This is a genomic window from Enterococcus sp. CR-Ec1 (assembly GCF_002850555.1).
GTDB lineage: Bacteria > Bacillota > Bacilli > Lactobacillales > Enterococcaceae > Enterococcus_D > Enterococcus_D entomosocium.
The window spans coordinates 1,175,820-1,199,860 of the sequence record NZ_CP025223.1 but is presented as its reverse complement, the minus strand read 5'-3'; the positions used below and the strand labels follow the sequence as shown (position 1 = coordinate 1,199,860).

The 24,041-nt window shown below is 43.8% G+C and carries 28 protein-coding genes; 8 read left to right on the top strand and 20 right to left on the bottom strand.

Annotated features, from left to right (window positions below; genetic code table 11):
* Window positions 1–98: 98 nt before the first annotated feature.
* The 8 genes from CXM95_RS05795 to CXM95_RS05760 form a co-directional block, all read right to left on the bottom strand.
* Entirely contained in the window at window positions 99–500 is a 402-nt protein-coding gene (locus CXM95_RS05795) for a rhodanese-like domain-containing protein (protein ID WP_005237036.1), read from the bottom strand.
* 82 nt (window positions 501–582) lie between these two features.
* On the bottom strand, window positions 583–1,554 hold the full coding sequence (locus CXM95_RS05790) for an ROK family glucokinase (RefSeq protein WP_008381084.1): 972 nt from the start codon (window positions 1,552–1,554) through the stop codon (window positions 583–585).
* Complete coding sequence (locus CXM95_RS05785; RefSeq protein ID WP_005229394.1) at window positions 1,554–1,763, bottom strand: YqgQ family protein; 210 nt, start codon at window positions 1,761–1,763, stop codon at window positions 1,554–1,556. The genes CXM95_RS05790 and CXM95_RS05785 overlap by 1 nt, the downstream gene beginning before the upstream one ends.
* Before the next feature lie 30 nt (window positions 1,764–1,793).
* Window positions 1,794–2,462, bottom strand: a complete 669-nt coding sequence (locus CXM95_RS05780) for a rhomboid family intramembrane serine protease (RefSeq protein WP_005237037.1) — start codon at window positions 2,460–2,462, stop codon at window positions 1,794–1,796.
* A 12-nt stretch (window positions 2,463–2,474) separates the two neighbouring features.
* Complete coding sequence (locus CXM95_RS05775; protein ID WP_086299630.1) at window positions 2,475–3,014, bottom strand: 5-formyltetrahydrofolate cyclo-ligase; 540 nt, start codon at window positions 3,012–3,014, stop codon at window positions 2,475–2,477.
* Between the two features lie 90 nt (window positions 3,015–3,104).
* A complete protein-coding gene (locus CXM95_RS05770; RefSeq protein WP_016621237.1) occupies window positions 3,105–4,082 on the bottom strand; it encodes a FecCD family ABC transporter permease in 978 nt (325 codons plus the stop codon).
* Window positions 4,082–5,062, bottom strand: a complete 981-nt coding sequence (locus CXM95_RS05765; protein WP_005237040.1) for a FecCD family ABC transporter permease — start codon at window positions 5,060–5,062, stop codon at window positions 4,082–4,084. Before CXM95_RS05765 ends, CXM95_RS05770 begins: the two co-directional genes overlap by 1 nt.
* Window positions 5,059–5,850 carry an ABC transporter ATP-binding protein gene (locus CXM95_RS05760; protein ID WP_061053916.1) on the bottom strand — a complete coding sequence of 264 codons (792 nt, stop codon included), beginning with the start codon at window positions 5,848–5,850 and terminating at the stop codon, window positions 5,059–5,061. Before CXM95_RS05760 ends, CXM95_RS05765 begins: the two co-directional genes overlap by 4 nt.
* Window positions 5,851–6,052: 202 nt before the next feature.
* Here CXM95_RS05760 and CXM95_RS05755 point away from each other — a divergent pair, with 202 nt between their 5' ends.
* The 7 genes from CXM95_RS05755 (at window position 6,053) to CXM95_RS05725 (ending at window position 10,875) form a co-directional block, all read left to right on the top strand.
* Complete coding sequence (locus CXM95_RS05755) at window positions 6,053–7,012, top strand: ABC transporter substrate-binding protein (RefSeq protein ID WP_016621235.1); 960 nt, start codon at window positions 6,053–6,055, stop codon at window positions 7,010–7,012.
* Window positions 7,013–7,149: 137 nt separating this feature from the next.
* Window positions 7,150–7,299: a 50S ribosomal protein L33 gene (rpmG, locus tag CXM95_RS05750; RefSeq protein WP_005229384.1), complete on the top strand. Its 150-nt coding sequence runs from the start codon at window positions 7,150–7,152 to the stop codon at window positions 7,297–7,299.
* Window positions 7,300–7,629: 330 nt separating this feature from the next.
* Complete coding sequence (locus tag CXM95_RS05745; RefSeq protein WP_005237045.1) at window positions 7,630–7,881, top strand: hypothetical protein; 252 nt, start codon at window positions 7,630–7,632, stop codon at window positions 7,879–7,881.
* A gap of 70 nt (window positions 7,882–7,951) precedes the next feature.
* Window positions 7,952–8,362, top strand: a complete 411-nt coding sequence (gene fosX / locus CXM95_RS05740) for a FosX/FosE/FosI family fosfomycin resistance hydrolase (protein ID WP_008381069.1) — start codon at window positions 7,952–7,954, stop codon at window positions 8,360–8,362.
* Between the two features lie 64 nt (window positions 8,363–8,426).
* The gene (locus CXM95_RS05735) at window positions 8,427–8,813 is read left to right on the top strand and encodes a VOC family protein (RefSeq protein WP_061053912.1); all 387 of its coding nucleotides are present in this window, start codon (window positions 8,427–8,429) and stop codon (window positions 8,811–8,813) included.
* A gap of 254 nt (window positions 8,814–9,067) precedes the next feature.
* On the top strand, window positions 9,068–10,456 hold the full coding sequence (locus CXM95_RS05730; protein ID WP_086299631.1) for a Y-family DNA polymerase: 1,389 nt from the start codon (window positions 9,068–9,070) through the stop codon (window positions 10,454–10,456).
* 143 nt (window positions 10,457–10,599) lie between these two features.
* A complete protein-coding gene (locus CXM95_RS05725; RefSeq protein WP_008381063.1) occupies window positions 10,600–10,875 on the top strand; it encodes a hypothetical protein in 276 nt (91 codons plus the stop codon).
* 34 nt (window positions 10,876–10,909) lie between these two features.
* Here CXM95_RS05725 and CXM95_RS05720 read toward each other — a convergent pair whose 3' ends face one another.
* The 4 genes from CXM95_RS05720 to CXM95_RS05705 all read right to left on the bottom strand — a co-directional run bounded on the left by CXM95_RS05720 (window position 10,910) and on the right by CXM95_RS05705 (window position 13,363).
* Window positions 10,910–11,368, bottom strand: coding sequence for a hypothetical protein (locus CXM95_RS05720; protein WP_008381061.1), 459 nt, complete (start codon window positions 11,366–11,368; stop codon window positions 10,910–10,912).
* A 67-nt stretch (window positions 11,369–11,435) separates the two neighbouring features.
* Window positions 11,436–11,804, bottom strand: a complete 369-nt coding sequence (locus CXM95_RS05715; protein WP_008381059.1) for a thioesterase family protein — start codon at window positions 11,802–11,804, stop codon at window positions 11,436–11,438.
* Between the two features lie 7 nt (window positions 11,805–11,811).
* Complete coding sequence (locus tag CXM95_RS05710) at window positions 11,812–13,026, bottom strand: CCA tRNA nucleotidyltransferase (protein ID WP_086299632.1); 1,215 nt, start codon at window positions 13,024–13,026, stop codon at window positions 11,812–11,814.
* Window positions 13,013–13,363 (bottom strand): nucleotide pyrophosphohydrolase, encoded by a 351-nt coding sequence (locus CXM95_RS05705; protein ID WP_008381054.1) that lies wholly within the window; start codon window positions 13,361–13,363, stop codon window positions 13,013–13,015. The genes CXM95_RS05710 and CXM95_RS05705 overlap by 14 nt, the downstream gene beginning before the upstream one ends.
* 136 nt (window positions 13,364–13,499) lie before the next feature.
* Between CXM95_RS05705 and CXM95_RS05700 the strand changes: the two genes are divergently transcribed.
* Window positions 13,500–14,405 carry a YitT family protein gene (locus tag CXM95_RS05700; RefSeq protein WP_005237068.1) on the top strand — a complete coding sequence of 302 codons (906 nt, stop codon included), beginning with the start codon at window positions 13,500–13,502 and terminating at the stop codon, window positions 14,403–14,405.
* Between the two features lie 44 nt (window positions 14,406–14,449).
* Here the strand turns inward: CXM95_RS05700 and CXM95_RS05695 are convergent, their stop codons facing one another.
* The 8 genes from CXM95_RS05695 to ilvD all read right to left on the bottom strand — a co-directional run bounded on the left by CXM95_RS05695 (window position 14,450) and on the right by ilvD (window position 23,670).
* Complete coding sequence (locus CXM95_RS05695) at window positions 14,450–15,007, bottom strand: YpiB family protein (protein ID WP_034872191.1); 558 nt, start codon at window positions 15,005–15,007, stop codon at window positions 14,450–14,452.
* 9 nt (window positions 15,008–15,016) lie between these two features.
* Window positions 15,017–16,276, bottom strand: a complete 1,260-nt coding sequence (locus tag CXM95_RS05690) for a tetratricopeptide repeat protein (protein WP_008381050.1) — start codon at window positions 16,274–16,276, stop codon at window positions 15,017–15,019.
* On the bottom strand, window positions 16,277–17,326 hold the full coding sequence (locus tag CXM95_RS05685; protein ID WP_008381049.1) for a hypothetical protein: 1,050 nt from the start codon (window positions 17,324–17,326) through the stop codon (window positions 16,277–16,279). It abuts the gene before it with no gap.
* Between the two features lie 166 nt (window positions 17,327–17,492).
* Window positions 17,493–18,746, bottom strand: coding sequence for a threonine ammonia-lyase IlvA (gene ilvA / locus CXM95_RS05680; RefSeq protein WP_035007051.1), 1,254 nt, complete (start codon window positions 18,744–18,746; stop codon window positions 17,493–17,495).
* Between the two features lie 11 nt (window positions 18,747–18,757).
* Complete coding sequence (gene ilvC, locus CXM95_RS05675) at window positions 18,758–19,747, bottom strand: ketol-acid reductoisomerase (protein ID WP_086299633.1); 990 nt, start codon at window positions 19,745–19,747, stop codon at window positions 18,758–18,760.
* A gap of 50 nt (window positions 19,748–19,797) precedes the next feature.
* Window positions 19,798–20,274: an acetolactate synthase small subunit gene (gene ilvN, locus CXM95_RS05670; RefSeq protein ID WP_005229349.1), complete on the bottom strand. Its 477-nt coding sequence runs from the start codon at window positions 20,272–20,274 to the stop codon at window positions 19,798–19,800.
* A 4-nt stretch (window positions 20,275–20,278) separates the two neighbouring features.
* Window positions 20,279–21,979, bottom strand: a complete 1,701-nt coding sequence (ilvB, locus tag CXM95_RS05665; RefSeq protein ID WP_016613086.1) for a biosynthetic-type acetolactate synthase large subunit — start codon at window positions 21,977–21,979, stop codon at window positions 20,279–20,281.
* 2 nt (window positions 21,980–21,981) lie between these two features.
* The gene (gene ilvD, locus CXM95_RS05660; RefSeq protein ID WP_008381045.1) at window positions 21,982–23,670 is read right to left on the bottom strand and encodes a dihydroxy-acid dehydratase; all 1,689 of its coding nucleotides are present in this window, start codon (window positions 23,668–23,670) and stop codon (window positions 21,982–21,984) included.
* Between the last annotated feature and the right edge of the window lie 371 nt (window positions 23,671–24,041).

Here is a 24,041-nt window from a genome sequence, read left to right as displayed (position 1 = left end):
ACAATGTAAATTGAACAATGACTTACTTGAAACACTCCATTTGGTGTTTCGTCACTCATTCAAATTTGCTTGTGTTCTTTTGCCTTGAGTTCTCTGTTTTATAAACTATTTTTCTTTTTCGTCTTGCCGCTCCAACCTTCATACCCTTCTTTTAGGATATAGACATTGGTAAAGCCTTCTTTACGTAATTTATTTGCTGCGCGAATACTCAACGATTTACGCGTGTCATATAAGTAGATTGGTTGATCTCTACGAAATGCGCTGAAGGAATTGGTTAAAACCGTAAAGGGAATATTACGCGCCCCTAAAATATGCCCACTGTCAAATTCATTTTTTTCCCGAACGTCGATCACTTGGGCTTTCTTCATTCCTGCTTTAAATTCATCTTCTGAGATGATCGTTGCTGAACGGCGTCCCATAATTTGAAAATACGCCCAGTTCAAAGCGATTGCTAAGATTATTAATGCCAAAACCAAGTTTAGCCACATAATTGGTGTCATTTCTTCTATTCCTCTCTATTGTAACAAACATTCTTTTTTGATTTATGCTGCTTTAATCTATCCTTGCCTAGCAGCTTGTCATCTATGCTTTTGCTGCAAACTGCAAAGCTAATGATGCTGCCCCAATCACACCGGCATCATTCCCAAGTTCGGCCAATTTGATTTCAGTACTTTCCGTTACCTGTGGGAAGGTAAATTGAGCAAAGTAGGCAGCAACCCGTTCACGTAAAAATTCACCGGCTGCCGATACGCCTCCACCTAAAACGATACTTGATGGATTTAATGTGTTTCCTAGGTTTCCGCATGCCAACCCAAGGTAGAAGCACACTTTATCAACGACCATCAAGCCAAATGAATCGTTTGCTTGAGCCGCTTCAAAAATATCTTTACTTGAAACATCTTCCCCATTGTCCAGCTGTTGTTTCAATGCCGAGTCGCCAGCATATTCTTCTGCCAACTGTCGAGCAACTCGCACAACACCCGTCGCACTAGAAACCGTTTCTAAACAACCACGTTTGCCGCAAGTACATTCGAACCCTTCAGGATCAACAGTGATATGACCGATTTCTCCGGCACAACCAGCAACCCCATGAAGCAATTGCCCTTCCATGATGATACCGCCGCCAACACCTGTACCTAGTGTGATAAAGATGACATCAGGATTGTTATCCCCTGCCCCTTTCCAACGCTCACCTAAAGCTGCTACATTGGCATCGTTATCGATGGCAAATGGGATTTTTGTGCCTTTTTCAATCAGTTCTTTGACTGGCTGAAGTGTTTTCCAGTTCAGATTGTAGGCACCTATGACGGTTCCTTTGTCACGGTCGACACTTCCTGGTGTCCCCATACCAATACCGATAAATGCTTCCGGCTGTAAGCCATATAATTCTAGGCGATGATTGATCGATGCCACGATTTCTGGCACGATATGTGAGCCTTCATCAAGAATATTGGTGTCAATACTCCATTTTTGCTGAATCTCGCCTTCGCTCGTTAAAATAGCGAATTTCACCGTTGTTCCGCCTAAATCAATTCCGATGATTTTTTTGTCCATCACTTGTTTTCCTCCCGGCTTTCTTCAATTCGATGCTCCCGCGTAAGAATTCGCCGGGCAGTCAGATATACATCCCGATCTATCAAGCGACTGTCATAAAAGTTTTTCAACTCGATTTGCATCAGTTCTATATCGTAGATCCGCTTGCCGACATATACGTAAACACCAAATTGTTTCAGTAATTGTTGTACGTCATATAACGTTTCCATTTAACCACTTCCTGCTTATTATACAAGTAATTAATATTTTTTAAAACCATATATCACAAAAATAGCCAATAAGAAAACAAAGAGTCCGCCAGAGAGGATTCTGGTGTGGATCGAATATTTTCCATAGTTCTTTGGCAATGCCAAAAGATTCCCTAACAATAACCCACCGAGGATCCCGCCAATGTGTCCCCACATATCAATCGTTTGATCAAACACCCCAAAAACCAGGTTCAATCCAACGAATAGGGCAAATTGCCGTACCATTGCTTGGATGCGGTAATCATTTCTAAAATGCCAACCTAAAATCAAAAATGCCCCGAAAAGCCCGAATAATGAAGTACTAGCGCCTGCTGATTGAACCCCTATTTGGTTGAAAGCAAAACTCATGGTATTGCCCATGATGCCGCTTAGTAAATACAAGGCAAAAAAACGGCTATGACCATAGATGGCTTCTACTTGTTGCCCCATATAATAGAGAATCACAGAGTTGATTGCAAAATGTGCCAACCCGAAATGCAGAAAGATTGGGGTAACGAAACGCCAATATTCATTTAAATAGACGACAAACGGACCAAACATCACCCCGCCTGATTGAATAGAGGGACTAAAATAACCCAAGATAAACACAATAGTTTGGATAGCTAAAAATAGATACGTGAAGATCGGCTGATTCAGCCATCTTTTCATTTGAGAATTCATTGACGTGCTCCTTTACGTGCGAATAAGCGAATCCGTATAGATTTTATCGATTGGAATGTCGAATACATCTGGTGTCCATTGATCGTTGAATTGTTCTCCGAAGACCAAAGAAACGGTCTTGCCATCAAAAGCTGACAAGAAACGATCATAATAGCCGCCGCCAAAGCCGATGCGATAGCCTTTTTTCGAAAAAGCCAAGCCGGGAACAATGAGTAAATCCAAGTGATGGGCTTCTTGCTCACTGATCGGCTCTTCAACCCCAAATGCCGACGTTTCATAACGCGTTGCCGGCTCCACATGATAAAACTGCAATTTTTTTTGTTGTGCTTTCGGCACTGCGATTCGTTTGTTTTGTTCAAATCCTTTAGCAAAAATAGCCGCTGTATCAAATTCAAATGGCAACGAACGGATCACTCCTACTGACTTAGCCGTTTGCCAAATCTGAGAAGAAAACAGCAACTGCAAAATCACCGTTTCTTTCTGCTGCTTTTGTTTGCTCGGCATTTTTTTTAATGTTTGGATCATGTGCTCTCTAATGACTGGTTTTTCCATTGGATCACTCCTCTCAGAAATAGTACCAAAAACTGTGTCCAAATAGCAAACTAGAATCGCAGATTTCTTGGCAAGATCATGACTATCTGCTCATCCTTCTTTACGCCGGATCAGTAAAAAGACAAAGTACGGTGCCCCCACGATAGAAATGATGATACCAGCTGGGATCTCACCGCTTGTCAATAGTAAACGACCGATCGTATCACTTACTAAGACCAGCAGACTGCCGATCATTCCCGCTAAGAAAAAGGCACTGCGAGATTCTCTGCCGATGAGTCCCTTGGCGATATGAGGCGCCAATAAGCCCACAAAGGCTAAATTACCGGTATAGCCAACCGTACTGGCAGCCAAACCAACCGCAATCACTAAAAACCACGTCCGCAACCGTGTCAAAGAAACCCCTAAGCTAATTGCCTGTTCCTCACCAAAACCAAGCAGATTAAGTTTAGGTACGGTCCAGAAAGCTGCGACAGACAATACGATGACCCAAGGAAGCAGACTGGTAATTTGCTGCCACGAGGTTCCCCAGATAGATCCAGAAAGCCATGCTGTTACAAAGCGATAGCGGTCTTTTGATAATTCCACCGTAAAAAGTAAAGTAGCCGCGGCCAACCCTGCATTGACGGCGATTCCCGCAAGCAGCACTCGCTCCATCGACAACAATTGGCGGTGTTTATAGGCAATCAAATAGACCAGTACAGCAGCCAACAAGCCACCGAAGATCCCAACGACAGGTAAAAGCTGCGATCCTTGGGTATAAACCCCTAAGTAGATCATTACAAAGAGACCCGCGCCATTGTTGATTCCTACGATACTTGCATCAGCCAGCTCGTTTCTCGTCACCCCCTGCAAGACAAAACCAGAAAAACCAAAGGCACCGCCGGCGATCAGCGCCAGACAAGCCCGTGGTAGTCGAAACTCAGTAAACGTCAGTACCTGACTCGAAGAAGCCGTACCTTGAAAGATTGCCCCTAATGTCTGAAAGGTTAAGATTGTTTTTCCCACCATGACACTTCCTAAAAAAGCGGCCATCACCAGTAGAAAAAAAACAAAGAGTGTTTTTTTCATCAGTCTTCCCTCCGTATCTTGACCAATAGAAAAGGCACACCGATCAATGCCATCAGTATCCCAAAGGGTGTCTCAAAAGGGGGATTGATCAAGCGACCTGCCAGATCAGCGGCCATCACTAGGGTCCCACCTCCAATGATCGTCAAAGGCAAAATTAATTGGTAGTTTTTGCCCACCATCCCCCGCACGACATGAGGAACCATTAAGCCGACAAAGCTGACCGGTCCTACAAGCGAAACCGCCATTCCCGCCAAAACTACGACTAACAGTAAGGCAGATGCCCGAATCAGATGCGGGTGCTTGCCTAATGAAATGACGGTGTCATCTCCTAGTGCTAACAGATTGAGGGCTTTTCCTAGCCGTAGCACAAAAACGATGGCGATCAGATAGATGGGGCCCACAAAACGCAGTTGCTGCCAAGTCACATTCGCCGCACCACCGATAAACCAAAAGGCTATCTCTTGGTTTAAATCAAATTGCAATGACAGAGTTTGACTAATGGCTGAGAAAAAAGAACTTAATGCCACACCAGCCAAAATCAGTCCCGTGGGCGACATGCCTAGTTTGGCGTATCTGGTCAGTAAAAAAAGCAGCCCAGTTGCCGCAAACGCACCAAAAAAGGAAAACAGCGCCGCTTGACTCGGTTGCACACTAGGAAAGAGGATAAATGCGATCGCTAGTCCCAAGGCAGCCCCACTATTGACACCTAAAAGACCACCATCTGCCAAGGGATTTCTCGTAATCCCCTGCATGATGGCTCCTGTAACAGCAAAACAACTTCCTACTAGAAAAGCAGCCAAAACACGTGGCAACCGAATATTGCGCAAGACTTGATGCAGCTGATTCTCATAATCAAAAGCAAAGACGGCATCCCAGATCGTTTCAAAAGAAAGGTCCGCTGCTCCTTGAGTGATCGCTAAAAAGAAACAGATAATAAAGCAGCCACTAAAAAGCAGCAGCAGCCAAGGAAACTTTTTCATATCTGCGCTCCTAACTCATAGGTCAAGACCAGCGGCTTTGTACTATTAGGAAAGGTACCTAACACGGCATCGATCTCAAACAAACGCTGCAGCCATTCTTTGGTCAGCACCGTTTCCGGTGTACCGGAAACCAAAAGCTCTCCACCTTTTAATGCGTAAATATAATCAGAAAAACGTGACGCATGATTCAGGTCATGAATCGACATAATGATCGTTTTCCCATAGGTTTTATTGATTTGCTGTAATAAGAGCAAAATTTCTAATTGATGCGCAGGATCTAAAAAGGTTGTTGGTTCATCTAAAATCACGATATCCGTATCTTGCGCCAGTGCCATGGCGATCCAAACGCGCTGCTTTTGTCCCCCTGACAGCGTACTGATCACTTCTTCTGCCAGTGCCGTCAAACCAGTTGCCTGCAAAGACCAGTCGATCGCTGCAAGATCTTGTTCCGATAGACTATTCAGTCCTTTTTGATAGGGAAAACGACCGTAAGAAACAATTTCGCGAATCGTCAAGCCAATCGATGAGTCGCTAACTTGTGAAAGCAGCGCAATCTTTTTAGCCACTTCTTTGGTTTTGATGTTCTGGAGGTTTTGTGTATCTAATAGGACCTCACCAGACAAAGGCTGTAAAATTCGGGCGAGTGCCTTTAAAAATGTCGATTTTCCACTGCCGTTCGGACCAATCAAGCCGATGATTTTCCCTTCTGGAATCTCAATTGTTAGATTTTGCACAATTTTTTGTTTTTGATAGCCGACACTCAAGTCAACTGTTCGTAATTTCGCCATATTCGTCCCCAAAATAATTGATTGATAATGCTTATCAATTATGAATGTAATCCTACTATTCGTCAATAGTTCTAAAAAAAGGAAATAAAAAAATAAGATTGACAAATCAGCGTTTCTCCGTAATAATAGCAATCAGCAAATGAGAATTATTCTCAATTAAAATGATAAGTGCTCATCTTTTAACAAAGGAGGAAGTTTTTCTATGAAACAATGGTCAAAAAGAAGTACTTGGCTTACCCTGCTAGCAGCCTGCTCCCTTACTCTACTGGGTGCTTGCGGTACGAATAATGACTCAACGGATAGCAGTGGATCAGCCACTACTTCTTCAGAAATAGCAACAACCTTTACCGATGCGATGGGAAATGAAGTCACTGTTCCCGAAAACCCACAACGGGTGATCGGTAGTTACTTGGAAGATTATTTGGTCGCTTTAGGGGTAACCCCGGTTGCTCAATGGACAGTCGGCAATGACAGTGATCAAGCATACTTGCAAGACAAACTAGCAGATGTGCCAAGAATCAACTATGATCTGCCCTATGAAGATGTCTTGAGCTTTGAGCCAGACCTGCTGCTGATGGATAGCAATTCCATGGTGGAAGGCGACAAATATGATCAGTACAGTAAGATCGCGCCGACCTATGTGGTCACAAATGGCGAGGAAGTAACCTGGCGTGAACGTCTGACAGATATCGCAAAGGTCTTACACAAAGAAGAGGAAGCTGCCCAAGTAGAAGCTGATTATGATGACTTAGTCGCTACTACCAAGGAAACGTACGCTGATCAAATCCAAGGCAAGTCAATTGCTGTTTTATGGGTGGTCAATAATTCTGTCTTCATGGTTTCAGAAACAAAATCAAGTGGTCAACTGCTGTATCACGAACTCGGTTTTGAAGTTCCCTCGCTTGTTTCAGAAATCAGTGAAAGTGCCACTGCTGACTGGTCTGCCGTTTCTCTGGAAAAATTGGCAGAATTGGATGCCGATTACTTGATTTTAGTGAATAGTGATAAAGGCGCTGATTTTTTCAGCGAACAAGTCTGGCAAAATCTTGATGCAGTCAAAAACAATCATTTATGGGAATTCGGTCCTGAATCAAGCTGGCTCTACAACGGTCCGATCGCCTATACCAAAATGATCGAAGATATCCAGAGCAAATTGGACTAATGCGTTTCAAGTAATTCGTCAAGTAAAACTACTTAACAAATTTCAGGAAAAAGCTAGCATTCCCGCACAAAACATGCTATTATATTTTAGTCTGAGAGATTTCTTAGAGGATTCTTGTATCGTTAGGGGGGAAAATCATGCGCGTAAACATCACATTAGAGTGCACTTCTTGTAAAGAACGCAACTACTTATCAAACAAAAACAAACGTAACAATCCTGATCGTTTGGAAAAGAAAAAATATTGCCCACGTGAAAGAAAAGTTACTTTACACCGCGAAACAAAATAATACTATTTAAGAAGTTCGCAAACGCTGATAACCAAGGCGTTTGCGAACTTCTTTTTTTTCAGACATTTTGCAATGATAGCTGCTGCATTTTTATTTCCCTATTTACACAACCACTCCCCTATTTTCACTTATTTGCTTTGAACTTTTGAGCCAACTTTTTCTTTGAAGCGACGTATAAATAAATTTTAATGTATAATGTAAAAAAGAAACTAATGTTCAACAAAGGCGGCACATAGAACATGAACTAGCTTTTTCTTCTAGCTGTCCTTTCAATATACTTTGAGTGCCAGTCGATCCTTTCATGCTATACTGCCTATAGGAGGTGAACCCATGCTTGGCAATTTTACGTATCTACCTAGTAACTATCGTCTGTTTTATGGCGCTTTTCTTTTTGCTCTTATTGGAAATATGCTTTTCATTTTCATTAAACACCCTGCTTGGACCTTTAGCTTACCGACAGTGATTATCCTCTTCTTAATAAATGTCTTCTTTTGGACAAAATACAAGAAGAAAGTTATTCCTTGCACAACTGATGCACTGTTTTATGTTCTGCTCTTCCTATTGGTATTTTACAATCACTAACATAATGCTTATTTTGATACTAATTTTTTCTCTTCCCCCTATTTCGTCATAACGAAGGAGTGTTGATGCGATGGAGATTTCCCATATCACGTTGATCGTACAGAATTTAGCAAAGACGACAACGATGCTGGAAACATTGTTTGAAGCAGAGGAAATTTATGATAGCCGAGACCAGCCCCATTCTTACTTCCCAGAAAAATTCTTTTTGATCGATGGCTTATGGCTTGCTGTTATGGAGGATGCCTCCCAGAAGCTGCCGAAAACGTATAACCATATTGCCTTTAAAATCGATCAAACTCAAATCGATTCCTTGATTACGCGCATCCAAGGACTAGGATTGAAGATCGAAAAAGATCGTTCTCGTATCAAAGGCGAAGGTGCTTCCATTTACTTTTACGACGATGACAACCATTTGTTTGAACTACATACTGGTACGTTGGCTGAACGGTTGCACCATTACCGTCTGACAGAAACGAGGTAATCTTCATTGCTAGCAACTGCATTGACTGTTATGGAAAGAATTCCCACAAGAAAGGAAGAAAACAATGAAACTAGATATGGTTGGTATTATCACAAAAAACATGGAACAGGCACTGGCTTTTTATCAAGTACTTGGCTTCACGCCATTAGGTCAGCACTCAGAAGATTATATGGAATTAGCAAACGACGGGGTTCGCATCTCTTTGAATAGCCGCCAGATGGTTGCCGGGATCTACGGACATGCACCAATGACTGTTGGTGACACAATTGAATTAGCCTTTTTATGTGATTCCCCTGAAGAGGTTGATGCCCTTCATGCAAAAGTCGTAGCTGCCGGGTATCAGTCTTTCAAAGAACCTTGGTGTGCCTTTTGGGGGCAACGCTATGCCATCGTCAAAGATATAGACGGCAATCTCTTAAGTTTGTTTGCAATGCTACCTGCCGAAAATTGATTTAAGCTACGACAGTCGGTCCAATGGATCGGCTGTTTTTTTAATCACACCTTCGGGTAAAAAGACAAAATCACGTTTTTATGTCCAATCGGATTCTGATAACCTGAAATGAATGTATCCCTTATAAAACAACGTTTCCCATCATTATAAGCCAAAAATAACCTCTCTATAAAAAAACAAATCCACCCATCCGCTCCTGTTCGCTTGACAAAAAAGAACAAACGTTCGTATAATCTCGGTAAGGAGTGATAAAAATGGGTGGTTTTAATTATGCGCTCGAGCCAAAACGCGATATCTTATTTATCGATGTCAAAAGTTTTTATGCTTCTGTCGAATGCATCTCGCGCGGTTTAGACCCTATCCAAGCGATGCTGGTCGTCATGTCTCATTCTGACAATACTGGAAACGGCTTAATCTTAGCGGCTTCCCCAAAGGCAAAATCGGCTTTAGGAATTTCAAATGTGACCCGCAATGACAATCTGCCGACGCATCCCGATTTGTACAAAGCATCGCCACGTATGAGTTTTTATATCAAAGAAAACACCAAAGTCAATGATGTCTTTCGCAAATATGTTGGACAAGATGATTTGCTGCTCTATTCAATCGACGAAACGATGATGGATCTGACCCGTACACTGGATCTTTTCATTCCTGATAACACGATTTCTCGCGAAGAAAAACGTTGGCTGATTGCCCAGCAAATTCAAAAAGACATTTACGAAACAACGAAATTGTATGTCACCATCGGTATTGGTGACAATCCTTTGTTAGCAAAACTAGCTTTAGATAACGAATCCAAACACAACCGTTCCTTGATTGCCGAATGGACCTACGAAGATGTCCCGACAAAAGTTTGGCAAATCAGCCCCATGACTGAGTTTTGGGGAATCGGTCGACGCACAGAAAAACGACTTCACTTGATGGGGATTGAATCTATTGAACAATTGGCTCATGCCAGTCCTGATCTTTTGCGCAGTCGCATGGGAATCATTGGTGAGCAGCTCTACCATCACGCTCACGGCATTGACCGCACCATTTTAGCCGAACCGACACCGCAGGTCATGGAAAAAAGCTACGGCAATAGTCAGGTCCTACATCGCAATTATTATTTACAAGAAGAAATCGAGATCGTCATCAAGGAAATGGCAGAGCAAGTTGCCGCTCGAATTCGCCGCCATCATTGTCAGACCGCTTGTATCAATGTTTACATCGGCGTAGCCTTTGGTGAAACTGCCTCTGGCTTTTCCCGACAAATGAAAATCCCGCCAACTGACAATACACGTAAGCTTGTTGCTCATTGCCTATTTCTCTTTCGAAAATTTTATACCGGGCAAGTCGTTCGCCACATCGGTATCACCTATTCAAAATTGGTTTATACAGAAAATGTCCAGCTGGATCTTTTTGAGCAAGCAGAAACGCAATTACGCCAGCGTAAATTAGATTTGATCATCGATAAGATTCGTGAGAAATACGGCTTCACTTCGATCGTTCATGCCACAAGCCGAATGGAAGGCGCTCGTGCCATTGCACGCAGCAAATTAGTCGGTGGTCACGCTGGTGGTCTAGATGGGATCGCCAACATAGGACCTGTCCATCAGCAAAAAGAACCGTTTGCTGATGGTTCAAAAAATACCGGCACTTGACTCGTTTTTCTTTCCTTTTCGATGACAAATCTTAAGATAACATTAACAAACGATCCATTTTTTAAAGATTTATGTAATTTCGAGGCCCCCATCTCCCCCTTTACTTCTTTCTAAGGTACTTTAATAGCAAGGAGTGTGAGCAGATGAAAATTGACAAAATCGAATACAAACGAGTCATCAATGGTGCGGGACACCTTGAGTACGATTTGCTGCAATATTTAGAAAAGAATCGGGCGACTGCTGCACAAAACCTGAAACAGTCTGAGATCGATTACCTTCTGGAAAAAGATATTCAGCATCGGATCATTCAACATGCTCGTAAGAGTTTCTTTGGCGATACAATCGTTTTAAAGGATGAATATGCCGAAGATTATCTTTTATTAAAAAAGTATACGGATATGTTCCAAGAAACATTCTAAAAAAAACGCAGAACCAACTGGTTCTGCGTTTTTCTTATTCTTCGAAATGTTCTTGATAAACATCATCAACCGTTTGATTTGGGTCGATCACGATATACAGACTCTTCGTTTTTTCACTGATTTTTGTTGATTGGTATACATTATCCAATCCTTCCGTATCTTTGTCCTTGTATGGGAAATAAACAAGATCCGGTGTACCGTTACGGTAAAGAATTTCCATCCGTTCAATATCTTCATATTTCAACGCACGAGCAAACATCCCTAATTCAAGTCCGCCTAAGTTGATGTCATGTGTTGCCACATGATCGCCTTCTTGGAAGATTTCAATTTTGAACCCAGCACATGGATGAATCTCAACGAATTCGCTTCCGTGGATACGGCCAAAACTGGTCGTGATTTGTTTGATCCATAAGTCACCGATGTAACGGCGCTCGATCGTCCATGTTTCTCCATTACGGAAATAAAATTTTAAAGCTTTCATTTCTCTAGCCATGACAAAACGCTCCTTTTTATTAATAATACATTTTAATTCTAACACATAGTCGCTACTGGGACACAAATTAACTTTGGTTTTCGTTGACTTTTTTCATAAACCGAGAGATTTCCACCGCCGCTCGTTGATGAGTCCCTTTGGCAATGAGTTGTTGCGCCCCATCGGTCACCTGATAATCAAACTGGAATCCTTGTTCTTTTTCCCATTGTATAAGAACTGTGATTGTCGCTCCGACTGGCGAAGGTTTCAAATGATCGATCGAAAACTTTGTACCAACGGTGGTAAACCCTTTATCTAAAGTAGGCTCAAGGGCTTCCCAACAGGTGTTTTCCACCATTGCGACCAGTCGAGGGGTTGCTAAAACCGCTAAACCGCCAGAACCCAAAACAGCCGCAGTGTCTTGAAGGTCAACGAGAAAGTCTTTTTTGCTTTCCATTCTTCAGTTATCCCTCCTTCGCTAAATATGCTTGGGCAAACGCCAATAGTGCTTCTTTTTCATTAGGGATTTTTCGTGTGATGACTGCAGCTTCGGCAGCGGCCAAGACTTCTTTGAGCCACGGACCAGAAGAACGATCAACTGTCTGCAGTAAATCACGTCCATTGATCGCCAGCTCCTTCAGTGAATGGATCGGTAGCTGCTGATAGCGCTGACTGATTTTTGCAGGATCATTGGGCAGCTTGTCATAACGCAATAATCCTTCAGCTAAACAGGTTGCTTCTAAACCGAACTGATACAACAGCAGATCGTTCCATTCGCCGTTTCGACGCATTAGCAGTGCTTGATAGACCGTTTGTACTTGGCGGATGCAGTCATTCGAACATTTCCAAGCTTTTAAAAAGCTGCGGACTGCCTCAGGAGCTAAACCGATTTGGTCAATGAGCAATACCCAAGCCGTCGTTTCGTTTTCTAATGGGATCGCTGGCAGGTCTGCCATCCGCAGTAACGCCTCACCGTATTCCCGTAAGCCTGGGCAATAGATATAGCATTCGGTTTCTACTAGCGCCCGCAGTGCTTGGTTCCGATGATTGCCTAACAGCAATTTCACGAATTCAATCATGATCCGTTCAACAGAGATTTTCCCCAGCAAGGCATGATTCGCATGGATAGCAGCCAATGTTTCTGTTTCTAAAACAAAGCCCAATTGACTGACAAAACGCAGCCCCCGCATCATTCGTAGGGCATCCTCATGGAAACGTTCCTGTGGGTGACCCACTGCTCGTAAAATCTGATTGTCGATATCTGCCAGACCATCGAAAAGATCAATGATGACCCCATCTTCTTGAAGTGCCAATGCATTGATGGTAAAATCCCGCCGCTTTAGATCTTCTTTCAAGGACCTGACAAAATCAACTTTGTCAGGTCTGCGATAATCCTGATAGGCGGCTTCGGTTCGAAAGGTGGTAATCTCATATTGCGCCTGTTCCCACAAGACCAGCACCGTCCCATGCTCGATACCAATGTCAATGGTTCGAGGAAAAAGCGCCTTGATTTCGGCTGGAAACGCACTGGTAGCAATATCGACATCATGGATCGGCTGGCCTAAAATCGTATCCCGCACGCTGCCGCCAACAAAGTATGCTTCATAGCCCGCGGCTTCGATTTTTTTTAGGAGTGGCGCAGCTTCTGCAAATTCTTTTGGTAGTTTAGTCAGCTTCATGTACTTTCCCATCTTTTCTTTCAAAACGATACGCATCCCGCTGATTGAATTTTGCCATATTTTCCTCAAACACTTCAGTCAGGTCGATGTCTAGTGAATTGGCCATGATCATCGTCACAAAGAGTACATCGCCCAGTTCTTCTGCCACGGTCTTTTCAACTTCATCGCTTTTTTTATTTTTTTCCCCGTAATAGTGATTTACTTCTCGCGCCAATTCGCCAACTTCTTCAGTCAAACGAGCCATTTGGGCGAGGGGGCTGAAATAGCCAGTTTTAAATTGTTGAATATAGGCGTCGACTTCTTCTTGCATCGATGCCAAGGAACGTTTATCTGTCATCTTCTTCACCCTTTCTCGTTTATCTTACCAAAAGAATGGCTGCCTGCCTAGATAGAGCCCCCTCAGGATTTGTTGTACATTCAATGATTTCGTGCTACATTGATACTTGTGGAAGTTGAATAACGGAGGAAACAGGATGCGGGCATTTTTTTCATGGCGAACGATTCGCGACATTGTTTTGATTATTTTCGGTACGAGTATTTATGGCTTCGGTCTAGTCTATTTAAATATCCCAAATGACTTAGCAGAAGGCGGTGTGACAGGGATCACCTTGATCCTGCGAGCCTTATGGGGAATCAATCCTGCCATTAGTACATTGATCTTAAATATTCCGATCATTTTGATCGGTGGCAAAATTCTTGGTCGACGCTCATTAGTGTATACGATTTTAGGAACCTTTGGTTTGTCTTTTTGGTTGGCATTTTGGCAGAGTGTTCCCCTGTTGATCGATCTACAGCATGATCTACTGATCGTCGCACTCTTGGCTGGTTTGATTGCAGGGATCGGTAGTGGGATCGTCTACAAAGTCGGTGGAACAACAGGTGGCGTCGATGTACTGGCGCGCATTTTAGAGAAAAACTTTGGGGTGACGATCGGGCGGTCGCTTTTGATCTTTGATGTGTTCGTCCTGTTGCTTTCTTTGACCTATATAGATTTGAACCGCATGATGTATACCTTGATTTTTTCTTATGTCTTCACTCGTGTGATCGATTCGATCTTAGACGGCGGCTATTCAGCCAAAGGGATTTTAGTGATCAGCAATCATAGCGAAGAGATAGCTCCTGTTTTAATGGATGAATTGGAACGCGGTGTCACGTTTTTACAGGGCGAAGGGGCTTACTCAAGAGTATCGAAACAAATCATTTATATGGTGGTCAGCGGACGGGAGATTTCTGAAGTCAAGCGCATTGTTCATGACTTTGATCCGCAAGCGTTTGTTTCTGTCATCAATGTCCATGAAGTCGAAGGCGAAGGCTTTACTTACTTAAGACCTAAGTCACGGTTCTTACAGCGCAAAGCAGCGGTCTCTAAAACAAAATAAAGACTAAAAAAGCAGTCCCGGTTAAAGGACTGCTTTTTTATTTGTCAGCGGCTTTTTTCTTTTTGTTGGAGCAAGTGCCGATTTACTTCATCGGAAAGTTCTAAGAAGGCATCACGATCCCCATTTTCCAATGCTAGATCGATCTGCCGATACAAGGTATCAATTTTGGTTTTTGCTTCTTCTTTTTCAAGGTACTGGGTAACATGTTGGGTCATTTCTTGATCCAAGTGGTCGTTCCAACGTTCATAAGGATTGTCTTCTAAAACTGCTAAATAAAAGGATTGCGACCAAGAATCTGGAAAGAGACATTCAAGATACAAGGGTTGTTTCCAATTCATGCGAATCTCGTGAAAAATCTGATCAATGTCATAAAAGGTCTGTCCTTCGATACTCAAGACAAAGGGTTCGCCTCCAACTTCCGTACTGCGGACACTTAAGCCCCGTTTGGCTGCGGCTGCCCCTTCTACAAAATGAACATTGGTCAAGATCGCTTCATGGTTCGCCAGATAGTTTAACACCCAAGAGACTTCTCGGCGGCTGAAGGAAACGGTCGAAACTAACCAATTAAGAAACTTTTTCTTTTCTTGTACATTGATGTTCATTTCTCTCACCTATCTTTCTAATAAGTCCTCCACGATCGACTGTACTTCTAAATCACCTGGTTCGTGTGCCAAATAATGTTGTAGCAAATGAAGAGCTTCAGGTAAACGCCCTTCTTCACGTAAGAAAATGCCATATTCCTTCATAAACGCCGGTTCATGGTGCAAATCAGCATTGGCTTCTTCGTAATATTTTGCTGCTTTGTCAAAATCTTCTAACGCATTGAAGGCTTGCGCTAGATTCCATAAAGCGTGAGGCTGTTCATTGTCTTCCATTCGCTCGATCGCCAAGATCGCTTCTTGCCAACGCTCTTCATTCAAGTATAAATTACTTAAAGTCAGTAATGTATCCTCTTCTTTTTCACCAGTTTCCAGTGCTTTAAGTAAAAATGACTCGGCTGCTTCACTGTCATGAAGTCGGTAAGCATTCTCGGCAGCAAAATGATAGAAATCCACTTGATATGGATCTTCATGAATCCCTTCTTCGATCACACGTTGCGCTTCTTCCAGCTGTTCTTCTTCTTGCAATGCTTCAGCCAAATAAAGATACAAGGCCCGGTATTGGGGATTCATGACCCGCAACTGCTGCAAGTAGCGAATCGCTTGTTCATTTTCCTTCAGCTGCAAATAGACTAAAGCCGTTTGAAAGAGACGCTCGTCCGTCTGTTCGTCTTCTAAGCTTGCTTCAAAATATTCCAACGCCTCTTCAAACTTACCTGCCATACTCAATGACGTTCCGGTCCGTTCAACGATCGAAATCCCCGAAATATCCGTAATATCTTCTTCCAGCAATCCTTGATAAAGGTCAACAGCTTCTTGATAGCGATCCGTTGAAAAAGCTAACTCAGCTAAGGCAAAACGAATCAAGGGTTCCTCTGGCACAAGGCTTTGCGCTTCTTTTAATTTGGCTTCGCTGACTTCCGGAATACCGATCAGTTGATAGAGATCCGCACTCAATAACAAGGCTTGCAGATAAGCTTCACTCGTTGGTAGTATTTGATCGATATAAGTGAAGGCTGTTTCAATCTGGTCTTCTTCCATCGCAATTTCCGCTAAAGGAAGCAGCAAAGCTTCATTTTCAGGATGCCGCTGCTGCAAGGTTTCAAATAACGTTTTCGCCTCTTCTAAAAAACCGATCTGCAGTAATTCATCGCCTAAAGCGCCAAGTGTCTCATCATCATCTTTTTGCAGTGCTTCGGTAAAATTCAATTGTGCTTCAGCCAACTCTTCTGCGGCTAGTGCTTTTAACATTTTTTCACTATAAGTTTCCATTTAGACCCCTCGAATCTCATTGATTAATCGCTGATAAGTCTCCATCGTCTGGACAAGATCTTTCTCCTCGATTTCCGTTCTGCCCCCTATTGTACCAACTTTTGCCAAAAATAACAGTTTTTTTTCTTTTTGCTGCAATTCTAGTACACGGCTGAAATATTCGCTTAAGGAAAAAGACTCGGGCAATTCGATAGGAAAGCCTAATCGTGCAAGCCATTGGCAAAATACTGGCAGATCGACAGTCAACTGCTGCTGCTGGACTGTCCAAATAAAATGAAACAAAAAGCCAAAGAACAATTTCATCGCATCAGACAGCAAGTGACCATTTTCTGTTTGATAAGCAGCATCGGCAAAGAGTTGCCCAAACTCCTCTAATTCGCGTCCCGACTGCTGATACAATTGGATCAGCTGATTGGTATAAGCTGCCAACGAGTGTCTCATCAATGCCTGATGACTGGGGTACGTTCGATAAAGTTCCTTTAAAAAATCGCTATCGGCAAGCACGCCACCACGGATCAGGGTCAAAAAGTCGACAAGTTTCCCATCGATTTGCTTTTCGGCAATCGTCTGATCGAAAATAACAAATTGTGGTGCATTAGGATTTTCCAGCATCGGGATATCTGGCTTTTTCACAACGATCGCTGTTTCTTTGACACTTTTGGCTAAGGCCCGCAAGGAAACAGGAATCAACCAAAGCTGTGTCGATAGGACCGAAGTCGCATGGATAAAACTGCTCAGTGCCAATACACCTTCATTCCCAAACCCGACGATCAACAAGGACTCTTGCTTTGAAAAGCGACCGAAGAAATCCATTGCGGCCTTAAATTCACTAAAGTTGTTGCAATACATTTGGTTGGTACAAATATACCAATTGACCTCGCGCGGCAAAAACAGGCGGGTTACTTTTTCTGAAAAGCGGTCATAATAACGCTGATTCGTCAAAATGATCACTTGCTGCGGCTCGATCGACTGTCCTTTCATGACCGATGCCAATGTTTCCCCGTAAGAAATCTGGGTTTCTTGCTCATTTCTGTAAAAAACAGCTTCCATCGGCTCACTCCTTTGTTGCTACTACTTACTATTATAGCAAGAAGCCGTTGAAACACCTACTAAATCGCTAACCATTAGGAAGTATTTTCGCCGATTTGTCCCATGATTCTATGCCAAAAAGCAAAAAACATGGTTTCCTGTATTACAAAGGAAACCATGTTTTTTTCTAAACCAAAAGCGAGTAAAGTGATTGATTTTGCTGAAGGTTGATGTAGCCTTGATCAAACTGTTCAATTCGTGACAGTAATGCGGGTAGATCGTTTTTTTGTTTCAACAAGATTCCCAGCATTACTGGTCCTGTTCCACGATTGATTTTTTTCGTATATTCAAACCTCGTGATATCATCATCAGGCCCTAATACATGGCTAACAAATTCCTTCAACGCACCGGGACGTTGTGGGAAATTGACGATAAAATAATGTTTCAATCCTTGATAAATCAGTGATTTCTCTTCGATCTCTGCCATGCGGGAACTATCATTGTTACCACCACTCACAATACAGACGACCGTCTTGCCTTTGATTTGCTCTTTGATCTCATCCAGAGCTGCCACGCTCAAGGCACCAGCTGGTTCAGCGACGATCGCTTGTTTGCTGTATAATTCTAGAATCGTTTGGCAGATTGCACCTTCTTCCACCGTTACCAATTGATCCACATAGCGTTTGGCATGGGCATAGGTCTGAGCTCCGACTTGTTTGACTGCCGCACCATCGACAAAGGTTTCAATATGCTCTAAAGCCACCGGTCCTTGGTGATCAAAGGCTGCTTGCATCGAGGCGGCCCCTACAGGTTCTGCTCCAACAACTTTTATATTTGGCTGCTTTTCTTTCAAATAGGCTGCGGTCCCGCTGATCAAACCACCGCCACCAATGGCTGCCACCACCAAATCGATCGATACTTGTTTTTTTTCAGCATCCGCCAACATTTCCACGGCTACTGTTCCTTGTCCTGCGATAATATTGGGATCATCAAAAGGAGCAATGAAAGCCATTTGCTTTTCTTTTGCAAATTGTTTGGCAGCCTGCGCCGCCGCATCAAAGGTATCTCCCACCAATTCGATTTTGACGTAGTCGCCGCCGAAAAAGAGAACTTGCGCGATTTTTTGTTGCGGCGTCGTTGTTGGCATGAAAATGACCGCATGGATCTGCTGTTCTTGGCAGGTATAAGCAACGCCTTGGGCATGATTTCCGGCACTGGCACAGACGACGCCACGACTGGTCTGCACAGGATCTGCCTGGGTGATCGCATAGTAGGCACCTCGTAATTTGAAGGAGCGGACTTTTTGCAAGTCCTCTCGCTTCAACAAAACCGTCGCTTGGTATTTTTCAGATAAAAAGCGATCATACTGCAGCGGTGTATGACTAACTGCTCCCCGCAGTCGTTCATATGCTTGCTCGATTGCAGAAACTGTCACCAACAAACGCGCCACCTCTAATCTTTCGCAACAAACGGCATCATTTTCCGTAACTCGCTGCCGACTTTTTCAATTTGATGGTTGCCGTTTTCTTCACGCATTTTATAGAATTCAGGGAAGCCATTTTGATTGTCTTCAATGAATCCTTTCGCGAATTGACCATTTTGGATATCTGTCAATACGGCTTTCATGTTTTCTTTGGCTTGTGCGGTGATCACCCGAGCACCGGAAACGTAGTCGCCATACTCTGCCGTATTCGAGATCGAATAGCGCATTTTTTTGAATCCTCCTTCATAAATCAAGTCAACGATCAGTTTCAATTCATGACAAACTTCAAAATACGCCAATTCCGGTTGGTACCCGGCTTCTACCAATGTTTCAAAGCCGGCTTCGATCATGCTGGTCAAACCGCCACAAAGTACGGCTTGTTCCCCGAAAAGATCGGTCTCGGTCTCTTCTTTAAAGGTCGTTTCCAAAACGCCGACCCGTGTGGCACCAATGCCTTTTGCATAAGATAAAGCTGTCGCTTGTGCGTTGCCAGTCGCATCTTGATAGACTGCAAACAAGGCTGGCACCGCAAACCCTTCGGTAAAGGTTCGACGCACCAAGTGGCCCGGTCCTTTAGGCGCAACTAGGAACACATCCACCTCTTCTGGCGGCGCGATCACATCAAAATGAATATTAAAACCATGCGCAAATGCTAATGCATTGCCGGCAGAAAGATTCGGTTCGATCTCATTTTTATACAACGATCCTTGGATCTCATCGGGTGCCAAGATCATGACTACGTCCGCTTTTTGAGTGGCTTCGGCTACTGGAAAGACTTCAAATCCGTCGTTTCTTGCAGCTTCTGCTGACTTTCCTTCACGAATGCCGATAAAGACTTCATGACCTGTGTCCCGTAAATTTTGCGCATGAGCGTGCCCTTGAGAGCCGTAGCCGACGATCGCAATCTTCTTGTCTCCTAGATTATCTGTAACTTCCTCGTTGTAATATACTTTTACCATACTTGTTTCCTCCGAATTCTTTCTTTATTTTAAGCAATTCAAAATTGCACTTACCCTCTTGTAAAGCCAGTGACACCCGTTCGTGCCAACTGTTTGATCCCGTAGGGACGCAAAACTTCGATGCATGCTTCTACCTTTTTCGTATCACCGGCAACTTGCACAACGATCGTTTTCAGTGCGACATCGACAATGTGCGCTCGAAACGGATCAATCACTGCTTGGATCTCCGAGCGGCTAGTGGTTGGTGCATTGACTTTGATCAGCACCAGCTCTCGTTCGATATGAGGAACTTCTGTAATATCAGAAACCTTCAAGACATCTATTTGTTTATTTAAATGCTTGGTCACTTGTTCTGTTTCTGCCAAATCGTTCACGTTGACAATGATCGTCATTCGTGAAAACTCTGGCCGTTCCGTTGTGCCGACAGAAATACTCTCGATATTGACCTGCCGGCGGTTTAAGACACTCGTGATGCGGCTCAAAACACCTGCTTCATTATGGACGATTGCTGCTAATACCCGTTTCATCCCCTTAGACCCCCATCATTTCATGATTGGCTTTCCCCGGTGGGATCATCGGCAACACATGCTCTGAGGGCGAGACCATTACTTCGATCAGTTGCGGCCCCGTATGTGCAAAAGCTTCCGCTAGCATAGCAGAAAGCTGAGTGGGTTCATCGATCCGACAGCCTTCGATGCCATAAGCTTGTGCTAGTTTAACAAAATCAGGTTGCTGTGCAAAAACAGAGGCAGAGCGTCGTTTGCCATGAAATGTTTCTTGCCATTGGCGGACCATTCCTAACGAACGATTATTCAACAAAACAAATTTGACATTCAAGCCATACTCATTCAAAATAGCAAATTCCTGGTTTGTCATTTGGAACCCGCCATCGCCAACAAACACCACGACCATTTTTTCTGGATGAGCAAATTGGACGCCAATTCCCGCAGGGATACCATAGCCCATCGTGCCTAGTCCGCCACTGGTGATCAACTGCTTAGGAAAGCGAAACGGATAATACTGCGCGACCCACATTTGATGCTGCCCAACATCGGTGATGACGTAAGCCTCTCCTTTGGTCAAACACCCTACTTCTTCGATGACTTTTTGCGGTTTGATTTCTTGTGCTTGAGTGCGATCATAGCGATAAGGTTTTTCCATCTTCCGTTTTTGGCATAGATCCGACCAGGCAGACCACGTTCCTCTAGTTGGCGGATACCGTAGCATCTGTTGCAAAGCAGCCTTGGCATCGCCGACGATTGGGATCTTTGTCTCTACAATCTTGCCGATCTCCACCGGGTCGATGTCGATATGAGCAACGATGGCCTGCTTGCCGAACTGACTGCCGGCAGTCGCTAAGCGATCATCGAAGCGAGAGCCGATATTGATAATCAAATCGGCTTCTGATAAAGCCATGTTCGCCGCATACGTTCCATGCATACCGCCCATGCCCAAGAAAAATTGATGATCATTTGGCAGTAAGCCTAAGCCGAGCAACGTTGTGACTGTCGGCAACTTGTACTTGGCAATAAATGCATTTAATTCAGCCGCAGCTTCAGCCGCGATCACGCCTGCACCAGCCAGTACCACTGGTCGCTGTGCTTTTTCTAAAACGTGCATCAATTTTTCAATTTGCAGACGGGAAGGCTCTGCATTCGGTTGATAACTTTTCCTTGTGATCGGCAATGAGCAGGTTTCAGCGGTTTCTTGCAATGTAATATCTTTCGGAAGGTCGATCACAACAGGTCCCTTACGCCCAGTTGAAGCGATGTGAAAGGCTTCAGCGATCACTTTCGGTAAGTCATCCACACAACGGACTTGGTAATTGTGTTTCGTGATCGGCAACGTGATACCTAGAATATCCGCTTCTTGAAAAGCGTCTTTGCCAATTCCTGGTACGGCCACTTGCCCCGTGATAACCACCAACGGTACGGAATCGCTCATAGCATCGGCAATGCCCGTGACGACATTCGTAGCACCTGGACCACTTGTCACTAAAACGACCCCAACATTGCCAGTAGCTTTGGCATAGCCTTCAGCGGCGTGGATCGCGCCTTGCTCGTGACGCGTCAAAATATTCGGAATCGCTGCATCATATAATTGGTCATATAACGGTAAGACGGCGCCACCCGGGTAGCCAAAGATCATTTCGACGCCTTGCTCTTGCAAGCTGTCCACTAACACTTGCGCGCCAGTCCTTAGATGCGATGCTTGATAGTCGATGTTTTCCATTGCTACTCCTCCTCATCAGGTACTCGCATAATCCCGCCCGTATTCGCAGAGGTCACTAAAGCGGTATAACGTGCAAGCCATCCTTTTTTTACTTTTGAACGAAACTTCGGTCGTTCTTGCGCACGCTTGGCAAGCTCTTCTTCTGAAACTTGCAGATTTAGCGTTCGATTTGGCAAATCAATAATGATCTCATCGCCATCGTTGACTAGTCCTAATGGACCACCGGCTGCAGCTTCCGGAGAAATATGTCCAACTGCGATCCCCCGCGTCGCTCCTGAAAAGCGGCCGTCTGTAATCAAGGCGACATCTTTGCCTAACCCACGACCAACGATACTTGAGGTAGGCGCCAGCATTTCCGGCATTCCCGGCCCCCCTTTCGGGCCTTCATAGCGGATCACTACAACATGTCCTTTTTGTACGGTATGATTGTCGATTGCTGCGACTGCTTCATCATGAGAATCAAAACAGATCGCTTTCCCTTTGAACACTTGGACACTTGGATCGACCCCGCCAACTTTGATGACACTGCCTTCTGGGGCGATGTTTCCGTACAAGATCGATAGGCCGCCAACTGGACTATACGGGTTTTCTTTCGGATGGATGACTTCTTCGTTGTGGATCTTCGCTTCAGCGACATTTTCTCGTAACGTCTTACCGGTAACAGTCGGTCGATCGGGATGAATCGCTCCTTCGATATCACATAGCTCCCGAATGATTGCTGAAACCCCACCGGCTTCATGGACATCATGCATCGAATAGGCTGATGATGGCGCGATTTTTGAGAGATAAGGCACTCTTTTAGCGATTTCATTGACCCGTCTTAAGTCATAATCGATCTCTGCTTCATTGGCGATCGCTAAGGTATGCAGCACTGTGTTGGTGGAACCCCCCATCGCCATGTCTAAAGCGAAGGCATCATCGATAGCTTCTTTGGTCACGATGTCTCGAGGTTTCACTTGTTTTTCAACAAGATCCATCAACTTAAAGGCGGCTTGTCTAACTAGTTCTCGTCGTTCTTCAGACACGGCGAGGATCGTACCATTGCCTGGCATTGCCAATCCTAAGATTTCTAAGAGGCAATTCATCGAATTGGCAGTAAACATCCCTGCGCAGGAGCCGCAAGTCGGACAGGCATTTTGTTCCATAAACTCAAAATCTTCTTTTGTCATATTACCCGTCTTGTACGTCCCAACGGCTTCAAACATGGAAGATAAGGTTATTTGATGTCCCCGAGGATCAATGCCGGCTTTCATAGGACCGCCGGAACAAAAAATTCCTGGTACGTTGGTCCGCATGGCTGCTAAGATCATGCCAGGAGTGATCTTGTCACAATTTGGGATATAAAATACGCCGTCAAACCAGTGGGCATTGATGACGGTTTCTGCAGAATCAGCGATCAATTCTCGGCTAGGTAGCGAATATCGCATACCGATATGTCCCATCGCAATGCCATCATCTACGCCGATTGTATTGAACTCGAAAGGGATGCCGCCAGCTTCACGAATCGCTTCTTTTGCGATATCTGCTAACTCCCGTAAATGCACATGCCCAGGCACGATATCGATATAGGAATTACATATCGCAATAAATGGCTTGTTCATATCATGGATATTTTTAACTTGTCCTGTGGCATAGAGCAGACTCCTAGCTGGCGCTGCATCGATCCCTTTTTTAATTTGATCACTTCTCACACTCATCATCTCCTGCATTTTGGAATAAAAAAAAGCATCCCGGTTATAAAAAACTGGGATGCTTTGCCAGAATCCCATTTTACTTACGCAAATAGGACTCAAACAAACGGATAATTTTTGCTTCCGTGTTCTAAGTCCTGGTATCAATAATAATGACTAATAAATATTGATTAAAATTACGCATAGAAAATGGCTCCTTCATTAGAAATAGTAACGTTCTTGTAATTGTTTACCAATATACCCTTTGCAAAATCACTTGTCAACGAATTTTCTGAATTTTTTTTCAATAATGACAATTCCAAGGAACCCTTTCTCACATCAGATGTCATTTAATCGCTTGCTTCTTTTGATAAGAATGACTTTTAAATCAC

What these genes read in the sequence shown, in the direction of transcription:
- CXM95_RS05795 (WP_005237036.1), bottom strand. Translation starts at nt 500, where the DNA reads ATGACACCAATTATGTGGCTAAACTTGGTTTTGGCATTAATAATCTTA.
- CXM95_RS05790 (WP_008381084.1), bottom strand. Translation starts at nt 1,554, where the DNA reads ATGGACAAAAAAATCATCGGAATTGATTTAGGCGGAACAACGGTGAAA.
- CXM95_RS05785 (WP_005229394.1), bottom strand. Translation starts at nt 1,763, where the DNA reads ATGGAAACGTTATATGACGTACAACAATTACTGAAACAATTTGGTGTT.
- CXM95_RS05780 (WP_005237037.1), bottom strand. Translation starts at nt 2,462, where the DNA reads ATGAATTCTCAAATGAAAAGATGGCTGAATCAGCCGATCTTCACGTAT.
- CXM95_RS05775 (WP_086299630.1), bottom strand. Translation starts at nt 3,014, where the DNA reads ATGGAAAAACCAGTCATTAGAGAGCACATGATCCAAACATTAAAAAAA.
- CXM95_RS05770 (WP_016621237.1), bottom strand. Translation starts at nt 4,082, where the DNA reads ATGAAAAAAACACTCTTTGTTTTTTTTCTACTGGTGATGGCCGCTTTT.
- CXM95_RS05765 (WP_005237040.1), bottom strand. Translation starts at nt 5,062, where the DNA reads ATGAAAAAGTTTCCTTGGCTGCTGCTGCTTTTTAGTGGCTGCTTTATT.
- CXM95_RS05760 (WP_061053916.1), bottom strand. Translation starts at nt 5,850, where the DNA reads ATGGCGAAATTACGAACAGTTGACTTGAGTGTCGGCTATCAAAAACAA.
- CXM95_RS05755 (WP_016621235.1), top strand. Translation starts at nt 6,053, where the DNA reads ATGAAACAATGGTCAAAAAGAAGTACTTGGCTTACCCTGCTAGCAGCC.
- rpmG (WP_005229384.1), top strand. Translation starts at nt 7,150, where the DNA reads ATGCGCGTAAACATCACATTAGAGTGCACTTCTTGTAAAGAACGCAAC.
- CXM95_RS05745 (WP_005237045.1), top strand. Translation starts at nt 7,630, where the DNA reads ATGCTTGGCAATTTTACGTATCTACCTAGTAACTATCGTCTGTTTTAT.
- fosX (WP_008381069.1), top strand. Translation starts at nt 7,952, where the DNA reads ATGGAGATTTCCCATATCACGTTGATCGTACAGAATTTAGCAAAGACG.
- CXM95_RS05735 (WP_061053912.1), top strand. Translation starts at nt 8,427, where the DNA reads ATGAAACTAGATATGGTTGGTATTATCACAAAAAACATGGAACAGGCA.
- CXM95_RS05730 (WP_086299631.1), top strand. Translation starts at nt 9,068, where the DNA reads ATGGGTGGTTTTAATTATGCGCTCGAGCCAAAACGCGATATCTTATTT.
- CXM95_RS05725 (WP_008381063.1), top strand. Translation starts at nt 10,600, where the DNA reads ATGAAAATTGACAAAATCGAATACAAACGAGTCATCAATGGTGCGGGA.
- CXM95_RS05720 (WP_008381061.1), bottom strand. Translation starts at nt 11,368, where the DNA reads ATGGCTAGAGAAATGAAAGCTTTAAAATTTTATTTCCGTAATGGAGAA.
- CXM95_RS05715 (WP_008381059.1), bottom strand. Translation starts at nt 11,804, where the DNA reads ATGGAAAGCAAAAAAGACTTTCTCGTTGACCTTCAAGACACTGCGGCT.
- CXM95_RS05710 (WP_086299632.1), bottom strand. Translation starts at nt 13,026, where the DNA reads ATGAAGCTGACTAAACTACCAAAAGAATTTGCAGAAGCTGCGCCACTC.
- CXM95_RS05705 (WP_008381054.1), bottom strand. Translation starts at nt 13,363, where the DNA reads ATGACAGATAAACGTTCCTTGGCATCGATGCAAGAAGAAGTCGACGCC.
- CXM95_RS05700 (WP_005237068.1), top strand. Translation starts at nt 13,500, where the DNA reads ATGCGGGCATTTTTTTCATGGCGAACGATTCGCGACATTGTTTTGATT.
- CXM95_RS05695 (WP_034872191.1), bottom strand. Translation starts at nt 15,007, where the DNA reads ATGAACATCAATGTACAAGAAAAGAAAAAGTTTCTTAATTGGTTAGTT.
- CXM95_RS05690 (WP_008381050.1), bottom strand. Translation starts at nt 16,276, where the DNA reads ATGGAAACTTATAGTGAAAAAATGTTAAAAGCACTAGCCGCAGAAGAG.
- CXM95_RS05685 (WP_008381049.1), bottom strand. Translation starts at nt 17,326, where the DNA reads ATGGAAGCTGTTTTTTACAGAAATGAGCAAGAAACCCAGATTTCTTAC.
- ilvC (WP_086299633.1), bottom strand. Translation starts at nt 19,747, where the DNA reads ATGGTAAAAGTATATTACAACGAGGAAGTTACAGATAATCTAGGAGAC.
- ilvN (WP_005229349.1), bottom strand. Translation starts at nt 20,274, where the DNA reads ATGAAACGGGTATTAGCAGCAATCGTCCATAATGAAGCAGGTGTTTTG.
- ilvB (WP_016613086.1), bottom strand. Translation starts at nt 21,979, where the DNA reads ATGGAAAACATCGACTATCAAGCATCGCATCTAAGGACTGGCGCGCAA.